The organism is uncultured Zoogloea sp., from assembly GCF_937894855.1.
Lineage (GTDB): Bacteria > Pseudomonadota > Gammaproteobacteria > Burkholderiales > Rhodocyclaceae > Zoogloea > Zoogloea oryzae.
In genome coordinates, this window is sequence record NZ_CALAYQ010000207.1 from 11,813 (window position 1) to 27,547 (window position 15,735).

Sequence of the window (15,735 nt, forward strand, 5' to 3'; positions counted from 1 at the left end):
GCCATGGACGCGCTGATCAGTTACTTCCTGCACCTCACTTCGGGCCTCGCGATGGTTGCCGCGTTCGCTGGCATCTACATGGCGGTCACGCCCTTCCACGAGCTGGCGCTGATCCGCCAGGGCTTCGTGGCGCCGGCCCTGTCGCTGGGCGGCGCGGTGATCGGCTTCTCGCTCACCGTCGCGTCGAGCATCCTCCACAACGACAGCTACCCGCTTTTCATGATGTGGTGCGGCGCCGGCCTTACGGTGCAGGTCGTCACCTACGCGGTGCTCGCCCGGGCCTTCCCGCGGCTGCCCGACCAGCTCGCCGGCAACAACGTGGCCGCCGGCGCCACCGCCGGCATCGTGTCGCTGGTGGTGGGCATCATCAACGCAGCGTGCATGTCCTGAAACCGCCTTTCATCCAGCAGGAGAAACCATGAGCCTCGGATCATTCATCAAGAAGCAGTTCATCGACGTCCTCCAGTGGAACGAGGATTCCGACGGCACGCTGGCGTGGCGTTACCCGATGGAGGATTTCGAGATCCAGTACGGCGCCAGCCTTACCGTGCGGGATTCGCAGATGGCGGTGTTCGTCAATGAGGGCAAGGTGGCGGATGTCTTCGGGCCGGGGCGCTACACCCTCACCACCCAGACCATCCCGCTGCTCACCAATCTTAAAAACTGGGACAAGCTCTTCGAGTCGCCCTTCAAGTCGGACGTGTACTTCTTCAGCACCCGCCTGCAGCTGGGCCGCAAGTGGGGCACGCCGCAGCCGATCACCATCCGCGACAAGGATTTCGGCATGGTGCGGCTGCGCGCCTTCGGCATGTATTCGTACAAGCTGGTCGATCCGAAGCACTTCTTCACCGAGATCAGCGGCACCCGGGCGAGCTACACCGTCGACGAGCTCGAGCAGCAGCTGCGCAATCTGGTGGTTGCCACCATGAGCGCCACCCTGGGCGGCTCGGAGCTGCCCTTCCTCGACATGGCGGCCAACCAGATCCTGCTGGCCGACAAGATGCGCGAGGCGATGCTGCCCACCTTCGAGCGCTACGGTCTCGCGCTCGACAACTTCGCGGTCGAGAACATCTCGCTGCCCGAAGAGCTGCAAAAGGCCATCGACACCCGCATCTCCATGGGCATGGTGGGCGACATGGGCAGGTACACCCAGTATCAGGTGGCCACTTCGATGCCCCTGGCCGCCCAGAACGAAGGCGGCATCGCCGGCGTGGGGGCAGGGCTGGCGGCAGGCGTGGGCATGGGCCAGGTGATGATGGACGCCCTGCGCGGAAGCCAGGCGCCGGCTGCTGCTCCGGTGCCTGCTGCTGCGCCGGCCGGCGACGACCCCGAAGCGCGCCTCGCCAAGCTCAAGGCGCTCCTCGACAAGGGCCTCGTCACCCAGGCCGACTACGATTCGGCGAAGGCCGAGATCCTGAAGAAGCTGATCGGCTGACCCACCGCCCGCCCTGACCGTGTTCAAGCTCGCCTGCCCCAGTTGCGGGGCCGAAGTTGTGTTCCGCTCGCCCACCTCGGCGATGGCTGTGTGCGAGTACTGCCGCAGCACCCTGCTGCGCGACGGCGATGCGGTGCGTGACGCCGGCAAGATGTCGGCCACGCTGGAGGACTACTCGCCGATCCGCATCACAACGTCCGGCATCTACGCCGGGCGGCGCTTTGGCGTGGTGGGGCGCATCCAGCTGCGCTACGACGCGGGCTTCTGGAACGAGTGGTACATCCTCTTCGACGACGGCGGCACCGGCTGGCTGTCGGACGCCTCCGGCCAGTACGCCGTCACCCTCGACACCGGCCTCGCCGGCGATGCGCCGCCCTTCGGCCAGATCGTCCCGGGCGGGCTGTACCGCTGGGACGGCGTGAGCTACACCGCGTCCGATCTGCGCACCGCCCGCTGCACCGGCGGCGAGGGCGAGCTGCCCTTCCGCGTGGGCGAGGGCTGGGAGGCCAAGGTGGCCGACTACCGCCAGGCCCACCGCTTCCTCACCCTGGATTACTCCGAAGGCGACACCCCGCGCCGCTACGCCGGCAAGGCGGTGACGGTGGCCGACCTCAAGTGTCAGTTGCTGCGCAGCCCCACCGAGATCGCCGCCAGCGCCGGCAAGCTGCCCGGCAAGGCGGCCAGCCTCGAATGCCCGGCGTGCGGCGCGTCGATCAGCTGGCGCCCGGCGGTGGCGGCCCACCTCAACTGCCCGGCCTGCGGCACGGTGTCCGACGCCAGCACCGGCACCGTCGAGGTGATGCAGGCCGTCCGCCGCGAAGCACTCGCCCACACCACCCTGGCCCTGGGCGACGCCGCCACCATCGACGGTGCCCGCTACGCCCTCATCGGCCTGATGCGCCGGCAGACCACCGGCACCGGCGAGGGCTGGACGGAATACCTGCTCTTCAGCGAGACGGCCGGCTTTCTGTGGCTGGTGGAATCCGCCACCGGCTGGGATAAGGTCAAGGTGCTTGACGTATTTCCCGAGTCCGTCTCGGCCAGCGCCGTGCGCCTTGCCGACGCCGCCTACACCCGCATGGACAGCTACACCGCCGAGGTCACCTACGCCGCCGGCGCCTTCAACTGGCGGGTGAAGGTGGGCGACAAGGTCAGCGTCACCGAATACGTCGGCAGCCGCGGCACCCTCACCAGCGAACGCACGCCGGCCGAGATCACCTGGTCTCTTTCCCAGCGCGTCACGGCGGCGAGCATCGGCGCGTGGTTCGGCAAGCCGGCCCTGGCCGCTGCGGCCGTTGCCAGCGTCGGCAAGGCCGACACCGCCCACGTCCCCGCCGAGGCGCTTTACGGTCTGGCTGCCAGCTTCTCGGCGGGCCTCCTGCTCCTCAACCTGCCCATCGCCATGTTCGGCCGGGGCGGCGGCGTGATGTTCGTGGTGGTGATCGGGCTGGTCCTCTTGTGGGCGCCCCTGTTCAGCGACAAGTTCGGCGGCGACTCATGAAGCGGGTGGGTTACATGATTTACGCCATCCTGGTGGTCGTGGTGGTCACCATGATCAACCTTGGCGGCCAGTCGAACAGCAGCGGCCGGAGCTGGAGCAGCAGCTCCGGCTCCTCCGGCGGCAGCTGGTCGTCCGGTGGAGGCGGCCACAAGTGAGCGCCCACCTGCCCCGGGGTCGCCACCTGCTGGCCGATCTCACCGGCGTCGCCGCCGAGCGCCTCACCGACCCCGCCGCCCTCGAAACCCTGCTCCGCGACGCCGCCCGAGCCGCCGGCGGCACCGTGCTCGGCGGCCACTTCCACCCCTTCGGCCCGGGCCTCGGCGTCACCGGCGTGCTGCTCCTGGCCGAATCCCACCTCAGCATCCACACCTGGCCCGAGCACGGCTTTGCGGCGGTGGATGTCTTCATGTGCGGCAGCGCCCGGCCCGAGCTGGCGGTGGACGTGATCGAGGCCGCCCTGGCCCCGGCGAGCTGCGTGCGACGGGACGTGGCGCGGGGCTGATACGCCGGTGGCCCGCATGGGCTGCGCGGTGCCGAAACGGCCCGTCGACTCATTTAGAATGGGCGCCTGTCCAAACGCAAGGCGGCCCCCATGACCCCTACGCCCGTTCCCCTGCCCGAGTCCTATCGCCTCCTCAACCACGGCCCCACCGTGCTGGTGTCGTCGGCCCACGGCAGCCAGCGCAACGTGATGGCGGCGGCGTGGAGCATGCCGGTGGATTTCGACCCGCCCAAGGTGGCGGTGGTGATCGACCGCAGCACTTTCAGCCGCGAGCTGATCGACGCCTCCGGCGAGTTCGTGCTGGCGGTGCCAACGCGGGCGATTGCCGACAAGGTGGTGGCGGCGGGCTCGCAGTCCGGCCGGGATTGCCCGGATGGGGACAAGTTTGCCGCCCTCGGGCTGGATGTGCTGCCGGCCTCGAAGGTGGCGGCGCCGCTGCCTGCCGGCTGCATCGGCTGGCTCGAATGCCGGGTGATCGACGAGCCGCACATCCAGCGCACCTACGATCTCTTCCTCGGCGAGGTGGTGGCCGCCTGGGCCGACCCGGCGGTGTATTCCGACGGGCGCTGGCATTTCGAATCCGGCGGCGACGCGCTGCGTAGTCTTCACTATATTGCTGGCGGCGCGTTCTTCTCGACCGGCGAAGCCTTCGACGCCAAGGAGTGATGAGATGGATCTGACCGTTGTCTTCGAGAATTCACAACTCGCCCATATCATTGATCAGGCGATGATTTACCAGTGCGCCTGCCCTGGTCAGGTGGCCCAGCACATCCTCGGTCTGCGCGAGTTGTACCGCTACCAGACCAGCTGCCGGGCGATGCGCAGCGAGGATTTCGGCGTCCACGCCCGGATCATGGAATCCGTGCAGCGCACCCACGCCGAAATGGAAGCCTGTCTCGTGGACGTACTGGCTGCCGAGGGCTGGGACATGACCACCCTGACCATGCCTGAGGGCCTGCGCAAGCTGCGCGACGATCTGCTGGCGGAGTAGCGGATGAGGGGTTTTTCGGGCGGCTGAAAATATTTGTGCACCGCAACAAAAAGTGCTTGCAAAAGTTTTTGCTGCGGTGCAACATGAAGCCATACCGAAATCAGTTCGGTGATCGCAAGCCCAACCCAAACTTGAGGAGATCATCATGGCCGTTACCCCCGAAACCCTTGCCGCCGCCGCCAAGACCAACGCCGAAGCCAGCCTGACCAGCGCTTCCGCTTTCGTTGCCGCCGTGTTCACCGCCGTCGAGCGCGTGTCCACCCTGAACCTGGCCACCGCCCGCACCGCCTTTGACGACAGCGTCGCCTTCTCCAAGGCCATCATCTCCGCCAAGGACCCGAAGGCCCTGGCCGCCCTGAACCTGGGCGCCGTGACCCCGGCTGTCGAAAAGAGCGTGGCCTACGGCCGTAGCCTCTCCGTGATCGGTGGCGACACCCAGGAAGAGCTGACCAAGCTGGTCGAAGCCGAAGCCGCTGCCCTGGGCAAGAACTTCGACACCGCCCTGGAAGGCCTCTTCAAGAACGCCCCGGCCGGCTCCGAAGCTGCCGTCAAGGCCGTGAAGACCGCCCTGGCCAACGCCAACTCCGCCTACGAAGGCGCCTCCAAGGCCGCCAAGCAGGTTGCTGCTGCCGCCCAGGCCAGCGTCGAGAAGGCTGCCGAAGTGGCCGTCGAGAGCGTTGAAAAGGGCACCAAGGCTGCCGTGTCCGCGCTGAAGGTTGCCTGAGCATCAAGCCAGTCGGCCGCGGGGTCATAGCCGCGGCGTGGAATGAAGCTGAAAAGCAGTCGATGAAAAAGGCCCTTCGGGGCCTTTTTCATTGGCGGGTTCCGGTTGAACATGGCGAGCACGGCATCGGGCCGGCGCGCGTTTCGGGAGTCCTCTGATGGGTCGTCGCAAGTCACCGCTGGTTTCTGCCTTTTTCAAGATGACCCGCGCCGGCATGCGCCAATCGACCCGCATCGGCCAGGCCGCGGCGAAGCAGGGCATGAAGTCCGGCGGCGAACTGGCCGAGCAGGCCGGGCGGATGCTCCGCGCCGTCGCCACCCCCACCGACGCCCCCAAACCGATCACCGGCGGGCGCTGGTTCGACGGCCGCTGGGGGCTCGGGCCGCTGGCGATGCGGCGCTACCGGCTGTTCATCCCCACCGGCGGCAGTGCCCGCAAGCCCTTGCCGCTGCTGCTCCTCCTCCACGGCTGCGCCCAGGACACGGCGGCCTTCGCGGCGGTAACCCGGGCGGCGGTCACGGCCAAATCCCGCGGTTTTGCGGTGCTGATGCCCGAGCAGGCCCAGGAGGCCAACCCCCAGCGCTGCTGGAACTGGTTCGGCAGCGAAGCCCGGGTCGGGCTCGAAACCCAGCTGCTGATGGCCATCGTCGATCACGCGGTGGCCGCCAACCCGCGCATCGCCGGCCCGCTGTTCGCCCTCGGCCTGTCGGCCGGCGGGGCGATGTCCATGACCCTGGCCCTGCGCCACCCCGAGCGCTTCACCGCGGTCGGCAGCCATTCCGGCGCGGCGCCCCACAGCGCCAGCACCCCGCTGCAGGCCGGGCAGTCGATGCGCGGGCGGCGCTCGCCTGATGTGGACGCCATCGCCCAGCGTCTGGCCGGTCGGCGCCTGCCGCCGCTGGTGCTGATCCACGGCGACCTGGACCCGGTGGTGTCCTTCGAGAGCGCCCGCGCTGCTGCCGGCCTGTGGGTCGACCTGCTGCCCGACGGCGTGACCCCGCGTGAGCAGGAAGACGAAGTGAAGCGCGGCACCCGGCGGGCGATGGTCCGCCACGACTGGAAGACCGGCCGCCGGCCCTACGTGCGACTGCTGCGGGTGCGCGGCCTCGGCCATGCGTGGAGCGGCGGCGCATCCGGGCAGGCGTTTTCCGACCCCACGGGGCCGGACGCCTTGCGCCTGGCATGGACGTTTTTCGCGGCTACGATGGAACAAGGGGCTGCGCCGCGGCTCTGACCTGCTTTCAGCCGGAGACCGCCATGCCTGCCGACCGCCTCCAAGACCGCGCCGCCGGTGCCCTGCTGGGCGCCTTCATCGGCGATGCCCTCGCCCTCGGGCCCCACTGGTATTACAACCTCGACGAGCTGCGCGCCGACTTCGGCGAGTGGATCACCGGCTACACCGATCCCAGGCCCGGCCGCTACCACGCCGGGCTCAAGGCCGGCGACCCGTCCCAGGCCGGCATCCTGCTGGAGCTCACCCTGCGCTCGCTGGTGGAGCGCGGCGGCTACGACGAGGCGGATTTCTGCCAGCGCCTCGAAACCGAATTCTTTCCGCAGATCGACGGCACGCCCATGGCCGGCCCCGGCGGCTACACCAGCCAGTCGATCCGCGAAGCCTGGCGCAAGCGCGTCGTCGACGGCCAGCCGTGGGGCGCCTGCGGCGGCAACGCTGACACCACCGAAGCCGCCGAGCGCATCCTCGCCATCGCGGTGCGCTACGCCCGCCAGCCGGCCGAACTGGCGTCGGCGGTCACCCGCAACACGGCGCTCACCCAGACCGACGGCACGGTGCTGGCGATGACCGTCGCCTTCGGCGCGGTGCTCGGGATGCTGGTGGAAGGCCACATCCTCGACGGCGAGCTGTCGGGCAAGCTGATGGCGCGGGTCAAATCTGGCGAGCTGCCCTTTCATGCGGTGACCAGCGGCAACCTGCAGGCCCCGACCGGCGCCGAAGCCCCCACCCTGGGGCGCTTCCCGTCGCCGGACGCGCTGCTGGGCCCGTCCAACATCGCCCGCGCCGCGCTCGACCCCGGCGTGCGCATCGAGCCCGCGTGGAAGGCCTCGCTGGTGTATGGCATGCCCTGCGCGGTGTATCACCAGTTTCCGGCGGCGTATTACCTGGCGGCGCGCTTTGCGGGCGACTTTGAATCGACGGTGCTCCACGCGGTCAATGGCGGCGGGCAGAACCTCGCCCGGGCGATGCTCGCCGGTGCGCTGGCGGGGGCCCAGGCGGGGCTGTCGGGGATTCCCCGGCGCTTCGTGACCGGCCTTGCCCGCTCGGACGAGCTGGTGGGGCTCGCCGAGCGGCTGGCCCTGGCGGTCTAGCAGCGGCCCTTCTTGGCCTGACCCGGCGGGCAGTGGCCTTCGTTGCCACGGCCCGGGTGGGGTTCGCAGCGGCCGCGGAAGTTCTTGCGGCCCTCGTAGCGATGGCAGTTGTCGTGCCACCAGGCCTCGTCGCGCCAGCGGTCGCCGTCCCAGTAACGGCCGTCCCGGTTGCGGTCGCCGATGTAGAGCGACACGCCGGGGGCGCGGATCGACAGGTCGACGTCGATGGCCGAGGCTGGCGCAGCGGCCAGCGTGGCGACAAGCAGGAAGGGCAGACAGAGGATCGGACGCATGAGCAGCTCGCAGGATGAGGAAGACCCCCCGACTATACGGCCCGGCGGGCGGTTCTGCCCGGTGACGACAATCTGAAAGGGCGGCTGCCCGCATCGGCATGACATCGTTACAATGTCCCGAAAAAAGCAATCACCACCCGGCACCACGGGACACGGGGAGACAGACAGCATGGCCGTCATTTTTACCAAGACCGAGCGCGGTCACGCCGAGATCACCAGCCGGGCCGGGGGGCTCAGTCCGCGCGTGCGTCGGGTGCTGATATTCGTGGATGGCAAACGCACGGTTGCCGAACTGCGCGACATGCTCCAGTACGACGACCTCCAGCACACCCTGGGCCTGCTCGAAGAAGAAGGCTACATCGAGATGGCCGGCGTGGCCGGGCCGAGCGGACGGGCCCACGAGGCGCCGGTGGTCATGCCGTCGATGACGACCTTCCGGCTGCACCCGCCGGGCGACGATCCGGTGCGCCTGCAGAAGGCCCGCAACTTCATGCTCAACACCCTCAACGCCTTCGTCGGTGCGCTGGGCACGAGCTCCCTACAAGATCGCATCGAGGCCGCCCGCAACCAGGCCGACCTGCGCGCCCTCTTCGACGAGTGGTACTACGCCATCGTCAGCTCCCGCGACGGCCGCCGCGAGGCCGAGCACCTGCGCGGCAAGCTGCTCGAGGTGATCTGAGCGCCGGCGTGCTGGCCGGTCTTGCGGTGCATCAATTACGCGCCGGCCGCCGCGCACTAAGCTGGGCCTGCCATGGATGATCCCAGCCTTGATTTCAACACCCCCGGCCGCGAGATCGCCGTCGCCGCGGAGGCGCTTTACCTCACCAACCTGATGATCATCCCCGGCATCGCCTTCGTGGCGCTGCTCGTGCTGTGGTTCCGGGAGCGCCAGCGGGCGCCGGAGCTGGCCCGCAATCACCTGCGCCAGACGGTGGCGGCCAGCCTGTGGGCCGGCGCGCTGCTGGTTGTGGCCAACGCCGCCATCATCCTGGCGGGTGGCTACGACTCACCCCACACCTGGATCATCGTGATCCTGTATTTCACCACCTGCCATTCCACGCTGATCTTCTGCGGCGCCATTGGCCTCGCCAAGGCGCTGGCCGGCAAGCCCTTCCGTTTTCCGCTCATCGGGCCTGCGGCATGAACGCACGGGTAATCCCCATCAAGCTGGTCGGCACCGCCGCCGCGCCGCCCGACGGTGGCCGTCAGCGGCTGCGGCGCTGGGCCCAGGCCGGGTTCTTCGTGTTGTTCGTCCTGGCGCCGGTGTTCAACCTGCTGCGCTACGACCTGGTGGCTGGCCACGCGTGGCTGCTGGGCTTTGAATGGCACGCCGGGCTGGAGGATTTCTCCGCCGGCCGCATCGACGCTTTGGGCGCCGTGGGGCGGGTGATCGGCCGGGTGCTGCTGCCCATCCTCGTCGCCGGCGGGGTGCTGATCTGGGTGTCGTGGAAGTGGGGGCGGCTGTACTGCGGCTGGCTGTGCCCGCATTTCTCGGTGGTCGAGACGATCAACGCCTACATGCGCCGGGCCACCGGCAAGCCCAGCGTGTGGGAGTCGCGTCAGCTCCCGCCCCGCGAGCCCGACGGCCGCCCGGTGCGCTACGACAGCCGCTGGTGGTTCATCACCGTGCCCCTGGCGGTGGGCTTTGCCTTCGTGTGGGCGGTGGTGCTGCTCACCTACCTGCTGCCGCCCTTCCAGGTGTATGGCCACCTGCTGGCCGGCACGCCGACGCGCAACGAGTTCATCTTCATCACCGCCGGCACCGTGGTGCTGTCGGCGGAGTTTCTCTTCGCCCGCCACCTGTTCTGCCGCTACGCCTGCGCGGTGGGGATGTTCCAGAGCCTGGCGTGGATGGGCAACCGGGAGGCGATGGTGGTCGGCTTCGAGCGCGACCGGGCGGCCGACTGCGCCAGCTGCTACAGCGCCTGCGACCACGTCTGCCCGATGCGCCTCAAGCCGCGCAACATCAAGCGCACGATGTTCACCTGCACCCAATGCGCCCAGTGCGTGAGCGCCTGCGAGACTACCCAGCAGGACAACCCCCGCGGCCCGCTGCTCCAGTGGGTGAGCGGCGAGGCGGCGCGTCACAACGAAGCGGCGTTTGCCGCACCGAAACCGGAGAGGAAATCCCCGTGACTGGCTTCAACGACTTTGCCATCGCCCGGGCGCTGCACGTGCTGGCGGTGCTGCTGTGGATTGGTGGCGTGGCCTTCGTGACGATGGTGCTGATCCCCGCTTGCCGGGCCCAGGTCGAGGCGGCCAGCCAGCTGGAGCTCTTCGAACGCCTGGAGCACCGATTCGCCGCCATCGCCCGCTGGAGTGTGCTGCTGGCCGGCGCATCGGGCCTGTGGCTGACGTGGCGGCTGGACGCCTGGAGCCGCTTTGCCGACTTCGCCGGCTGGTGGTGGATGCACGGGATGGTGGCGGTGTGGACGATCTTTGCGCTGATGCTCTTCGTGCTGGAGCCCTTCGTGCTCCACAAGCTCTTCCAGACCCACGCCCGCCGCGATCCGCTGGGCACGATGGCGCGCATTCAGCGCGCGCATGTGGTGCTGCTGACCGTCAGCCTGATCGTGGTGGTCGGCGCCGTGGCCGGGAGCCACGGCGGCTGGGTGTTCTGAGCGCCGGTTTCAGTGCTGGCGCAGCCAGCGGATCACCGTGGCGTAGAGCAGCGCCGGTTCGACGGGCTTGGAGAGGAAGTCGTTCATGCCGGCCTCGGTGCAGCGCTGGCGATCCTCGGCGAAGGCGTTGGCGGTCATGGCGACGATCGGCACCTGTTGCCCTCTGGGGGTGGCGCGGATGGCGCGGGTGGCGGCGAGTCCGTCCATCTTCGGCATCTGCATGTCCATCAGGATCAGCGCGTAGTCGCTCGCCGCGGCCATCCTGACCGCTTCGGCGCCGTCGCTGGCCACATCCACCGACAGCCCAAGCTCGCCCAGCAGCTCGCGGGCGATCTCCTGGTTCACCGGGTCGTCCTCGGCGAGCAGTACGTGCGCGCCCTGCAGGGCGCCTACCAGCAGCGCCTCGAAGTTGTCGGCCTCGGGTTCCGGCTGAGCTGCCGGGCCGACGGCTTTCTTCAGACGGGCGGTTAACCAGAACACGCTGCCGACGCCCGGCGTTGATGTGGCGCCGGCGTCTCCGCCCATCAACTGGGCCAGGCGGCGTGCGATGACGAGGCCGAGGCCGGTGCCGCCGTGCTTGCGGGTGGTGGTGTTGTCGCCCTGCTCGAAGGTGTTGAACAGGCTGGCCAGTACCGTCGGGGCAATGCCCGGGCCGGTGTCCTCCACCTCGAAGCGCAGCAGCACGTCCTCGGCACTGTCGGCGGCGATGCCGAGGCGCAGGGTGACGCTGCCGCTGTCGGTGAACTTGATGGCGTTGCTGACGAAGTTGAGCAGCGCCTGGCGCAGGCGGGTCGGATCGCCCACCAGGTGTTGCGGCTCAGGCGGCGCCTCCACGACGAGGCGCAGGGATTTCTCGGTCGCGCGGCTTTCCATCAGCGCGGCCGCCTCGTGCAGCAGCGAGGCCGGGTTCAGGGGGGTCTGTTCGAGCTGCAGCCGGTCGGCCTCGATCTTGGAGATGTCGAGGATGTCGTTGATGACCTGCAGCAGGTGGCGGCCGGCGGCGTCGATCTTGCCGAGCTGGGCCGCCTGGCGGGCGTCGAGCGGGGTGCGATGCAGCAGGTGGGTCATGCCGATGATGGCGTTGAGCGGGGTGCGGATCTCGTGGCTCATGTTGGCCAGGAAGATGCTTTTGGCCTGGCTGGCGGCCTCGGCCTCGGCGGCGCGACGCTGCAGCTCGGCGTAGAGGGCGGCGATGTGGGCGTCCAGGGCCTTGCGCTCGCGGTTGTCGCTCATCGTGGTGCTGCTGAAGGCGTAACTGCCGTCGGCGTTGCGGATCAGTTCGGCACTGATCCGCACGGGCAGCATGCTGCGATCCTTGCGCAGGACGTCGATCTCCACGTCGGTGATCCGCCCGGTTTCCTTGAACTCGGCAAACTGCCGCTCGAAGCGGGGGATCTCGTGGGGCGCCAGGACGTCGCGGATGTTGAGTTTGCCGATCACCTCGTCGCGGCGGTAGCCGAGCATCCGCAGCCCGGTGTCGTTGATGGCGACGAACTGGCCTTGCGCGTCGATGGAGTGGTAGCCGCAGGGTGCCTGGTTGTAGAGCACGTCGATCTCGGCGCTGCGCTGGCGCACGAGGTCTTCGAGGTGGTTGCGATGGCGGTCGAGCTCGGCTTCGACCTGCTTGCGCTCGGAAATGTCGGAGTGGGTGCCGGCCATCAGCAGCGGTGAGCCATCGGTGTCCCACTCGATGACGCGGCCCTTGGTCAGGATCCACTTCCAGCTGCCGTCCTTGGTCAGGCAGCGCAGCTCGGCTTCGTGAAAGGGCGCCAGGCCCTGGAGGTGGCGCTCGATGGATGCTACGGCCGTCGGAAAATCATCCGGGTGTACCGCCTTGGGCCACGCCTCCACCGCCAGCGTGCGCTCGCCCAGCTCGAAGCCGAGCATCGACTCGTAGCGGGCGCTCACCTCGAAGGCCCCGGTCTTGAGGTTCCATTCCCGGAAGCCCTGGTTGCTCCCTTCAAGCACCCGCGCGTGGCGCTCGTCGCTGGCGCGCAGCTGCTGTTCGGCGGTGCGCTGGCGCGTGATGTCGCGCAGGGCGAGGCAGATCCAGAGCCCCGCGTCGTCGGTCTGGAAGGCGCTGGCGTGGAATTCGGCGATGAAGTCGGCGTTGCCGGCGCGCCGGCAGCGGAACTCACCCTGCCAGCGGGCCCCTTCGGTGGCGGTGTCGAGCCCGGCTTGGGGCAGGTCGCACAGCTCGGCAACATTGCGCCCGAGCAATGCGTCCGTCGCGTAGCCCAGCAGCCGGCACGCTGCCTCGTTGGCCGCGACGACCTCGCCCCCCTGGCGACAGCAGACGAGCGCTTCCGGGCTATGGACGAAAAGGGCCGACGCGATGTGGGCCGGCGGCGCGTGGGGCATGGGGAGGCTCCGATCGGGACAGGCAGGCTTTACGGCACCGCCCACGCAAATCTGACCCGATTTTTTACAATTCGTGCCGTGCTGCACGAAGCGTGAAACGCCTCCTTTCATGCCGTCCGCACGCCTGGTGCAGACGGTCATTCGCCGGTCATGAGCGCTGGCGGCGGTGAGCCGCGCCAGCGCGCGTTTTCAGCTCGAACAGCTCACCGACAGGCTCCCCGCCCAATCCGGCGGCGGGGCGGCGAAGCGCTCGAAATCAGGCTGCTCGTCGAAGGGCTTCGACAGGCAGGCAAGCACCGTGGCCGTCTCGCTGAAATCCCCCGCCTGGGCGGCGCGGATGGCGGATTCGGCGATCCAGTTGCGCAGCACGTACTTGGGATTGACGGCCCGCATGGCGGCCTGGCGTTCGGCGTCAGGCCGGCCTTCGGCCTTGAGTCGCGCGCGCCACAGGTCGATCCACGCGTCCAGCGCGAAGCGGTCGATCACGATGTCGCGCAGCGGGGCGTCGGTGGCGGCGCGGTGGGCGTCGTCCACCTCGGCCGGCAGGGCCGACAGGAAGCGGAAGAACTGGGTGAAGTCGATGCGCAGGCGCTGGAGCAGGCCGAAGGTCTCGCCGACGAAATCCTCGTCGCCGGGCAACGCATCGGCAAAGCCCAGCTTGGCGCGCACCCGGGCCATGAAGGTGGCCTCGAAGGTGGTGGTGTAGTTGTCCTCGATGGCGGCCTGCACGTCGGCCCGCTCGCCCACCAGCGACGACAGGGCGTGGCCCAGGGCGTAGAGGTTCCAGTGGCCGATCTGGGGCTGGGCGCGGTAGCTGTAGCGGCCGTGGTCGTCGGAGTGGTTGCAGATGTGGCCGGCGTCGAAGGCGTCCATGAAGCCGAAGGGGCCGTAGTCGAGCGTGAGGCCGAGGATGGACATGTTGTCGGTGTTCATCACCCCGTGCATGAAGCCCACGGTCTGCCACTGGGCCATCAGGCTGGCGGTGCGCCGGGCCACATCGGCCAGCAGCGCGGCGTAGGGGTTGGCGGCGTCGCGGCATTCGGGGCGGAAGCGGTCGATCACGTAGTCGGCCAGCTGGCGGAGTTCGTCGGTGCGCTTGCGGGCGGCCCAGTGCTCGAAGGAGCCGAAGCGGATGAAGCTCGGCGCGAGGCGGGTGACCACCGCGGCGGTCTCGATGGTCTCGCGGCGCACCGGCTCGTTGGAGCCCACCACGCACAGGGCGCGGGTGGTGGGGATGCCCAGCGCGGCCATCGCCTCGGAGCACAGGAACTCGCGGATGCTCGAGCGCAGCACCGCGCGGCCGTCGGCAAAGCGCGAGTAGGGCGTCTGACCGGCGCCCTTCAGCTGGATCTCCCAGCCGCTGCCTGCGCCGGCGACTTCGCCCAGGAGGTGGGCGCGGCCGTCGCCCAGCTGGCCGGCCCACATCCCGAACTGGTGGCCGGAATACACCGCGGCCAGGGGCTCGCTGCCCGGCAGCAGCTGGTTGCCGGCAAAGATCTGGGCAAACTCGGGCCGGGCGAACTCGGCGGGGTCGAGCTGTATCAGCGCGGCGGCGGCGGGGCTGGCGGCGACGAGGTAGGGATCGGGCAACGGGGTGGGCGGCAGCCGGGTGTAGAAGGCGTCCGGCAGCCGGGCGAAGGCGTTGTCGAAGGGCAGGGTTTCGAGGGTCGGCATGATCGTGTTGGGGGAATGATTGTTATTTGAAGTATGCGGGTCGGACTGGCGCGCCCGGGGCTTTGTTCCGCCCGGGGCGGATGGTAGCCGGGTGTAACCGATCTGGAACCCTTTGTCGGATAGGCTGGGCTTCGCAGGCAGCGCTTGCGTCGCGGTCTGCCATGTCGATAAAACAACACGCTTCAGGGGGTCTCACCATGTCTTTCAAATCCTGGACGGCAGCCGCGCTGCTGGCCGGCGCCGCTGTTGCGCCGGCTGCCCACGCCACCGTCGTCAGCTACAGCCAGAATCTCGTCTTCAACGCCGCCAGCCAGAGCTTCTGGGGGCCCGGCGGCTCGTCGGCGAGCTTCAGTTCGTCGCGCATGTTCGGTTCGGACGGGCTGGGCATTTCGTACGCGGTGTCGGCCAGCACGGGCACGATTTCCGGCGCCTACGCCGGCACCATCAGCGGTTCGTACATGAACTGGGCCGGTGGCGACAGCGAGGTGTGGCGCGGCACCTTTGCTTTCAACGGCACGGCCGGGCAGTCGCTCACGTCGTCGATCGGCGCCAGCCTCAATGTGATCGCCCATGCGATTGGTAGCGATGTATGCATCATCTGTGCCAATTACTCCCTGAGTGGCACGCTGGCCACCGGGCCGGCCCTCGATCAGGTCACCACTGCCAGCGACGTGATGACCTTCGCCTCGCCCGGCGTGGGCGCCAACATCGGCATCGGCAGCGTGAAGGCCGGGGTGGATCTGAAGATCCAGGAGAACCTGAAATTCACCCCGCAGGCGGTGTCGACGGTGCTCAAGGCCACCAGCCAGAACGGTACGGTCTTGTCGCAAAACGTCTATTTCGACGTAAACGGCGCAGCCCGCGACCTCTACATGTATCTGCCGGAGCGGGGCAACTGGACCTTCGATTTCACCGACATCAAGCTGGTGAACAGCTTCGACAACGACTTCGTGCTGGGTATCGACCCCTTCGTGGCCTACACCGTGGGCGTGCGCTGCGGCGATCCCGGCACCAACCGCGACAACGGCTGGTTCTGCCTGGCCGACGACAAGGCTACCTTCCACCTCGCCGGCGTCTCGCTCTATAACGGCGACCCGTTTGCGCTGAACTTCTCCAGCCCCGACGCCACCGCCTTCTCGGTGCATGAGGCGCCGGAGCCCGGCAGCCTGGCGCTGCTGCTGGGCGCGCTGGGCGTGGGCGGCCTGCTGCGCCGCCGTCGCTGATCGACGCCACGCCACGGCAGGCCGCGCCGCCGTGGCGATCCGGGCAAATTGCCCGGCGGGGATGGGGTAATCTGCGGGGCGCATG

The 15,735-nt window shown here is 68.7% G+C and carries 18 protein-coding genes; 15 read left to right on the top strand and 3 right to left on the bottom strand.

The genetic code is table 11. From position 1 onward, the window contains the following. Positions 1-3: 3 nt before the first annotated feature. From Q0672_RS22250 to Q0672_RS22295, 10 genes are all read left to right on the top strand, one after another. Positions 4-390 (top strand): DUF350 domain-containing protein, encoded by a 387-nt coding sequence (locus Q0672_RS22250; RefSeq protein WP_298626114.1) that lies wholly within the window; start codon positions 4-6, stop codon positions 388-390. Positions 391-418: 28 nt separating this feature from the next. Beyond that, positions 419-1,435, top strand: a complete 1,017-nt coding sequence (locus Q0672_RS22255) for an SPFH domain-containing protein (RefSeq protein WP_298626118.1) — start codon at positions 419-421, stop codon at positions 1,433-1,435. A 58-nt stretch (positions 1,436-1,493) separates the two neighbouring features. Then, positions 1,494-2,936 carry a DUF4178 domain-containing protein gene (locus tag Q0672_RS22260; protein WP_298626122.1) on the top strand — a complete coding sequence of 481 codons (1,443 nt, stop codon included), beginning with the start codon at positions 1,494-1,496 and terminating at the stop codon, positions 2,934-2,936. Between the two features lie 14 nt (positions 2,937-2,950). After that, positions 2,951-3,091, top strand: a complete 141-nt coding sequence (locus tag Q0672_RS22265; RefSeq protein ID WP_194271155.1) for a hypothetical protein — start codon at positions 2,951-2,953, stop codon at positions 3,089-3,091. Next, positions 3,088-3,438, top strand: a complete 351-nt coding sequence (gene speD / locus Q0672_RS22270) for an adenosylmethionine decarboxylase (protein WP_153160620.1) — start codon at positions 3,088-3,090, stop codon at positions 3,436-3,438. The genes Q0672_RS22265 and speD overlap by 4 nt, the downstream gene beginning before the upstream one ends. Positions 3,439-3,528: 90 nt before the next feature. Further along, positions 3,529-4,104 (top strand): flavin reductase family protein, encoded by a 576-nt coding sequence (locus Q0672_RS22275; protein WP_298626128.1) that lies wholly within the window; start codon positions 3,529-3,531, stop codon positions 4,102-4,104. 4 nt (positions 4,105-4,108) lie between these two features. Continuing rightward, positions 4,109-4,429 carry a hypothetical protein gene (locus tag Q0672_RS22280; RefSeq protein WP_298626131.1) on the top strand — a complete coding sequence of 107 codons (321 nt, stop codon included), beginning with the start codon at positions 4,109-4,111 and terminating at the stop codon, positions 4,427-4,429. 145 nt (positions 4,430-4,574) lie between these two features. Continuing rightward, positions 4,575-5,153 carry a TIGR01841 family phasin gene (gene phaP / locus Q0672_RS22285; protein WP_153160617.1) on the top strand — a complete coding sequence of 193 codons (579 nt, stop codon included), beginning with the start codon at positions 4,575-4,577 and terminating at the stop codon, positions 5,151-5,153. Between the two features lie 157 nt (positions 5,154-5,310). Then, positions 5,311-6,387, top strand: coding sequence for a PHB depolymerase family esterase (locus tag Q0672_RS22290; protein WP_298626136.1), 1,077 nt, complete (start codon positions 5,311-5,313; stop codon positions 6,385-6,387). Positions 6,388-6,410: 23 nt separating this feature from the next. Beyond that, a complete protein-coding gene (locus tag Q0672_RS22295; protein ID WP_298626139.1) occupies positions 6,411-7,478 on the top strand; it encodes an ADP-ribosylglycohydrolase family protein in 1,068 nt (355 codons plus the stop codon). Here Q0672_RS22295 and Q0672_RS22300 read toward each other — a convergent pair. Then, positions 7,475-7,771: a DUF2502 domain-containing protein gene (locus Q0672_RS22300; protein WP_298626142.1), complete on the bottom strand. Its 297-nt coding sequence runs from the start codon at positions 7,769-7,771 to the stop codon at positions 7,475-7,477. The two genes, Q0672_RS22295 and Q0672_RS22300, sit on opposite strands and share 4 nt — an antisense overlap. Positions 7,772-7,940: 169 nt before the next feature. Here Q0672_RS22300 and Q0672_RS22305 point away from each other — a divergent pair, with 169 nt between their 5' ends. The 4 genes from Q0672_RS22305 to Q0672_RS22320 all read left to right on the top strand — a co-directional run bounded on the left by Q0672_RS22305 (position 7,941) and on the right by Q0672_RS22320 (position 10,392). After that, positions 7,941-8,450 (top strand): hypothetical protein, encoded by a 510-nt coding sequence (locus Q0672_RS22305; protein WP_298626145.1) that lies wholly within the window; start codon positions 7,941-7,943, stop codon positions 8,448-8,450. Positions 8,451-8,522: 72 nt separating this feature from the next. Continuing rightward, the gene (locus tag Q0672_RS22310) at positions 8,523-8,915 is read left to right on the top strand and encodes a hypothetical protein (RefSeq protein ID WP_298626148.1); all 393 of its coding nucleotides are present in this window, start codon (positions 8,523-8,525) and stop codon (positions 8,913-8,915) included. Continuing rightward, positions 8,912-9,907: a 4Fe-4S binding protein gene (locus Q0672_RS22315; RefSeq protein ID WP_298626151.1), complete on the top strand. Its 996-nt coding sequence runs from the start codon at positions 8,912-8,914 to the stop codon at positions 9,905-9,907. Before Q0672_RS22310 ends, Q0672_RS22315 begins: the two co-directional genes overlap by 4 nt. Further along, positions 9,904-10,392: a hypothetical protein gene (locus Q0672_RS22320; RefSeq protein WP_298626153.1), complete on the top strand. Its 489-nt coding sequence runs from the start codon at positions 9,904-9,906 to the stop codon at positions 10,390-10,392. Before Q0672_RS22315 ends, Q0672_RS22320 begins: the two co-directional genes overlap by 4 nt. A gap of 9 nt (positions 10,393-10,401) precedes the next feature. On the opposite strand, the gene Q0672_RS22325 is transcribed toward Q0672_RS22320, so the two are convergent. Next, entirely contained in the window at positions 10,402-12,753 is a 2,352-nt protein-coding gene (locus Q0672_RS22325) for a PAS domain S-box protein (RefSeq protein WP_298626155.1), read from the bottom strand. Between the two features lie 189 nt (positions 12,754-12,942). Then, on the bottom strand, positions 12,943-14,427 hold the full coding sequence (locus Q0672_RS22330) for a YdiU family protein (RefSeq protein ID WP_298626157.1): 1,485 nt from the start codon (positions 14,425-14,427) through the stop codon (positions 12,943-12,945). A 197-nt stretch (positions 14,428-14,624) separates the two neighbouring features. On the opposite strand from Q0672_RS22330, the gene Q0672_RS22335 reads away from it, so the two are divergent. Further along, on the top strand, positions 14,625-15,650 hold the full coding sequence (locus Q0672_RS22335; protein ID WP_298626159.1) for a PEP-CTERM sorting domain-containing protein: 1,026 nt from the start codon (positions 14,625-14,627) through the stop codon (positions 15,648-15,650). Positions 15,651-15,735: the final 85 nt, after the last annotated feature.

Excerpts from the sequence above, each read along its gene's own strand:
- Q0672_RS22250 (WP_298626114.1), top strand. The coding sequence starts at position 4 with ATGGACGCGCTGATCAGTTACTTCCTGCACCTCACTTCGGGCCTCGCG.
- Q0672_RS22255 (WP_298626118.1), top strand. The coding sequence starts at position 419 with ATGAGCCTCGGATCATTCATCAAGAAGCAGTTCATCGACGTCCTCCAG.
- Q0672_RS22265 (WP_194271155.1), top strand. The coding sequence starts at position 2,951 with ATGATTTACGCCATCCTGGTGGTCGTGGTGGTCACCATGATCAACCTT.
- Q0672_RS22275 (WP_298626128.1), top strand. The coding sequence starts at position 3,529 with ATGACCCCTACGCCCGTTCCCCTGCCCGAGTCCTATCGCCTCCTCAAC.
- Q0672_RS22280 (WP_298626131.1), top strand. The coding sequence starts at position 4,109 with ATGGATCTGACCGTTGTCTTCGAGAATTCACAACTCGCCCATATCATT.
- phaP (WP_153160617.1), top strand. The coding sequence starts at position 4,575 with ATGGCCGTTACCCCCGAAACCCTTGCCGCCGCCGCCAAGACCAACGCC.
- Q0672_RS22290 (WP_298626136.1), top strand. The coding sequence starts at position 5,311 with ATGGGTCGTCGCAAGTCACCGCTGGTTTCTGCCTTTTTCAAGATGACC.
- Q0672_RS22295 (WP_298626139.1), top strand. The coding sequence starts at position 6,411 with ATGCCTGCCGACCGCCTCCAAGACCGCGCCGCCGGTGCCCTGCTGGGC.
- Q0672_RS22300 (WP_298626142.1), bottom strand. The coding sequence starts at position 7,771 with ATGCGTCCGATCCTCTGTCTGCCCTTCCTGCTTGTCGCCACGCTGGCC.
- Q0672_RS22305 (WP_298626145.1), top strand. The coding sequence starts at position 7,941 with ATGGCCGTCATTTTTACCAAGACCGAGCGCGGTCACGCCGAGATCACC.
- Q0672_RS22310 (WP_298626148.1), top strand. The coding sequence starts at position 8,523 with ATGGATGATCCCAGCCTTGATTTCAACACCCCCGGCCGCGAGATCGCC.
- Q0672_RS22315 (WP_298626151.1), top strand. The coding sequence starts at position 8,912 with ATGAACGCACGGGTAATCCCCATCAAGCTGGTCGGCACCGCCGCCGCG.
- Q0672_RS22325 (WP_298626155.1), bottom strand. The coding sequence starts at position 12,753 with ATGCCCCACGCGCCGCCGGCCCACATCGCGTCGGCCCTTTTCGTCCAT.
- Q0672_RS22330 (WP_298626157.1), bottom strand. The coding sequence starts at position 14,427 with ATGCCGACCCTCGAAACCCTGCCCTTCGACAACGCCTTCGCCCGGCTG.
- Q0672_RS22335 (WP_298626159.1), top strand. The coding sequence starts at position 14,625 with ATGTCTTTCAAATCCTGGACGGCAGCCGCGCTGCTGGCCGGCGCCGCT.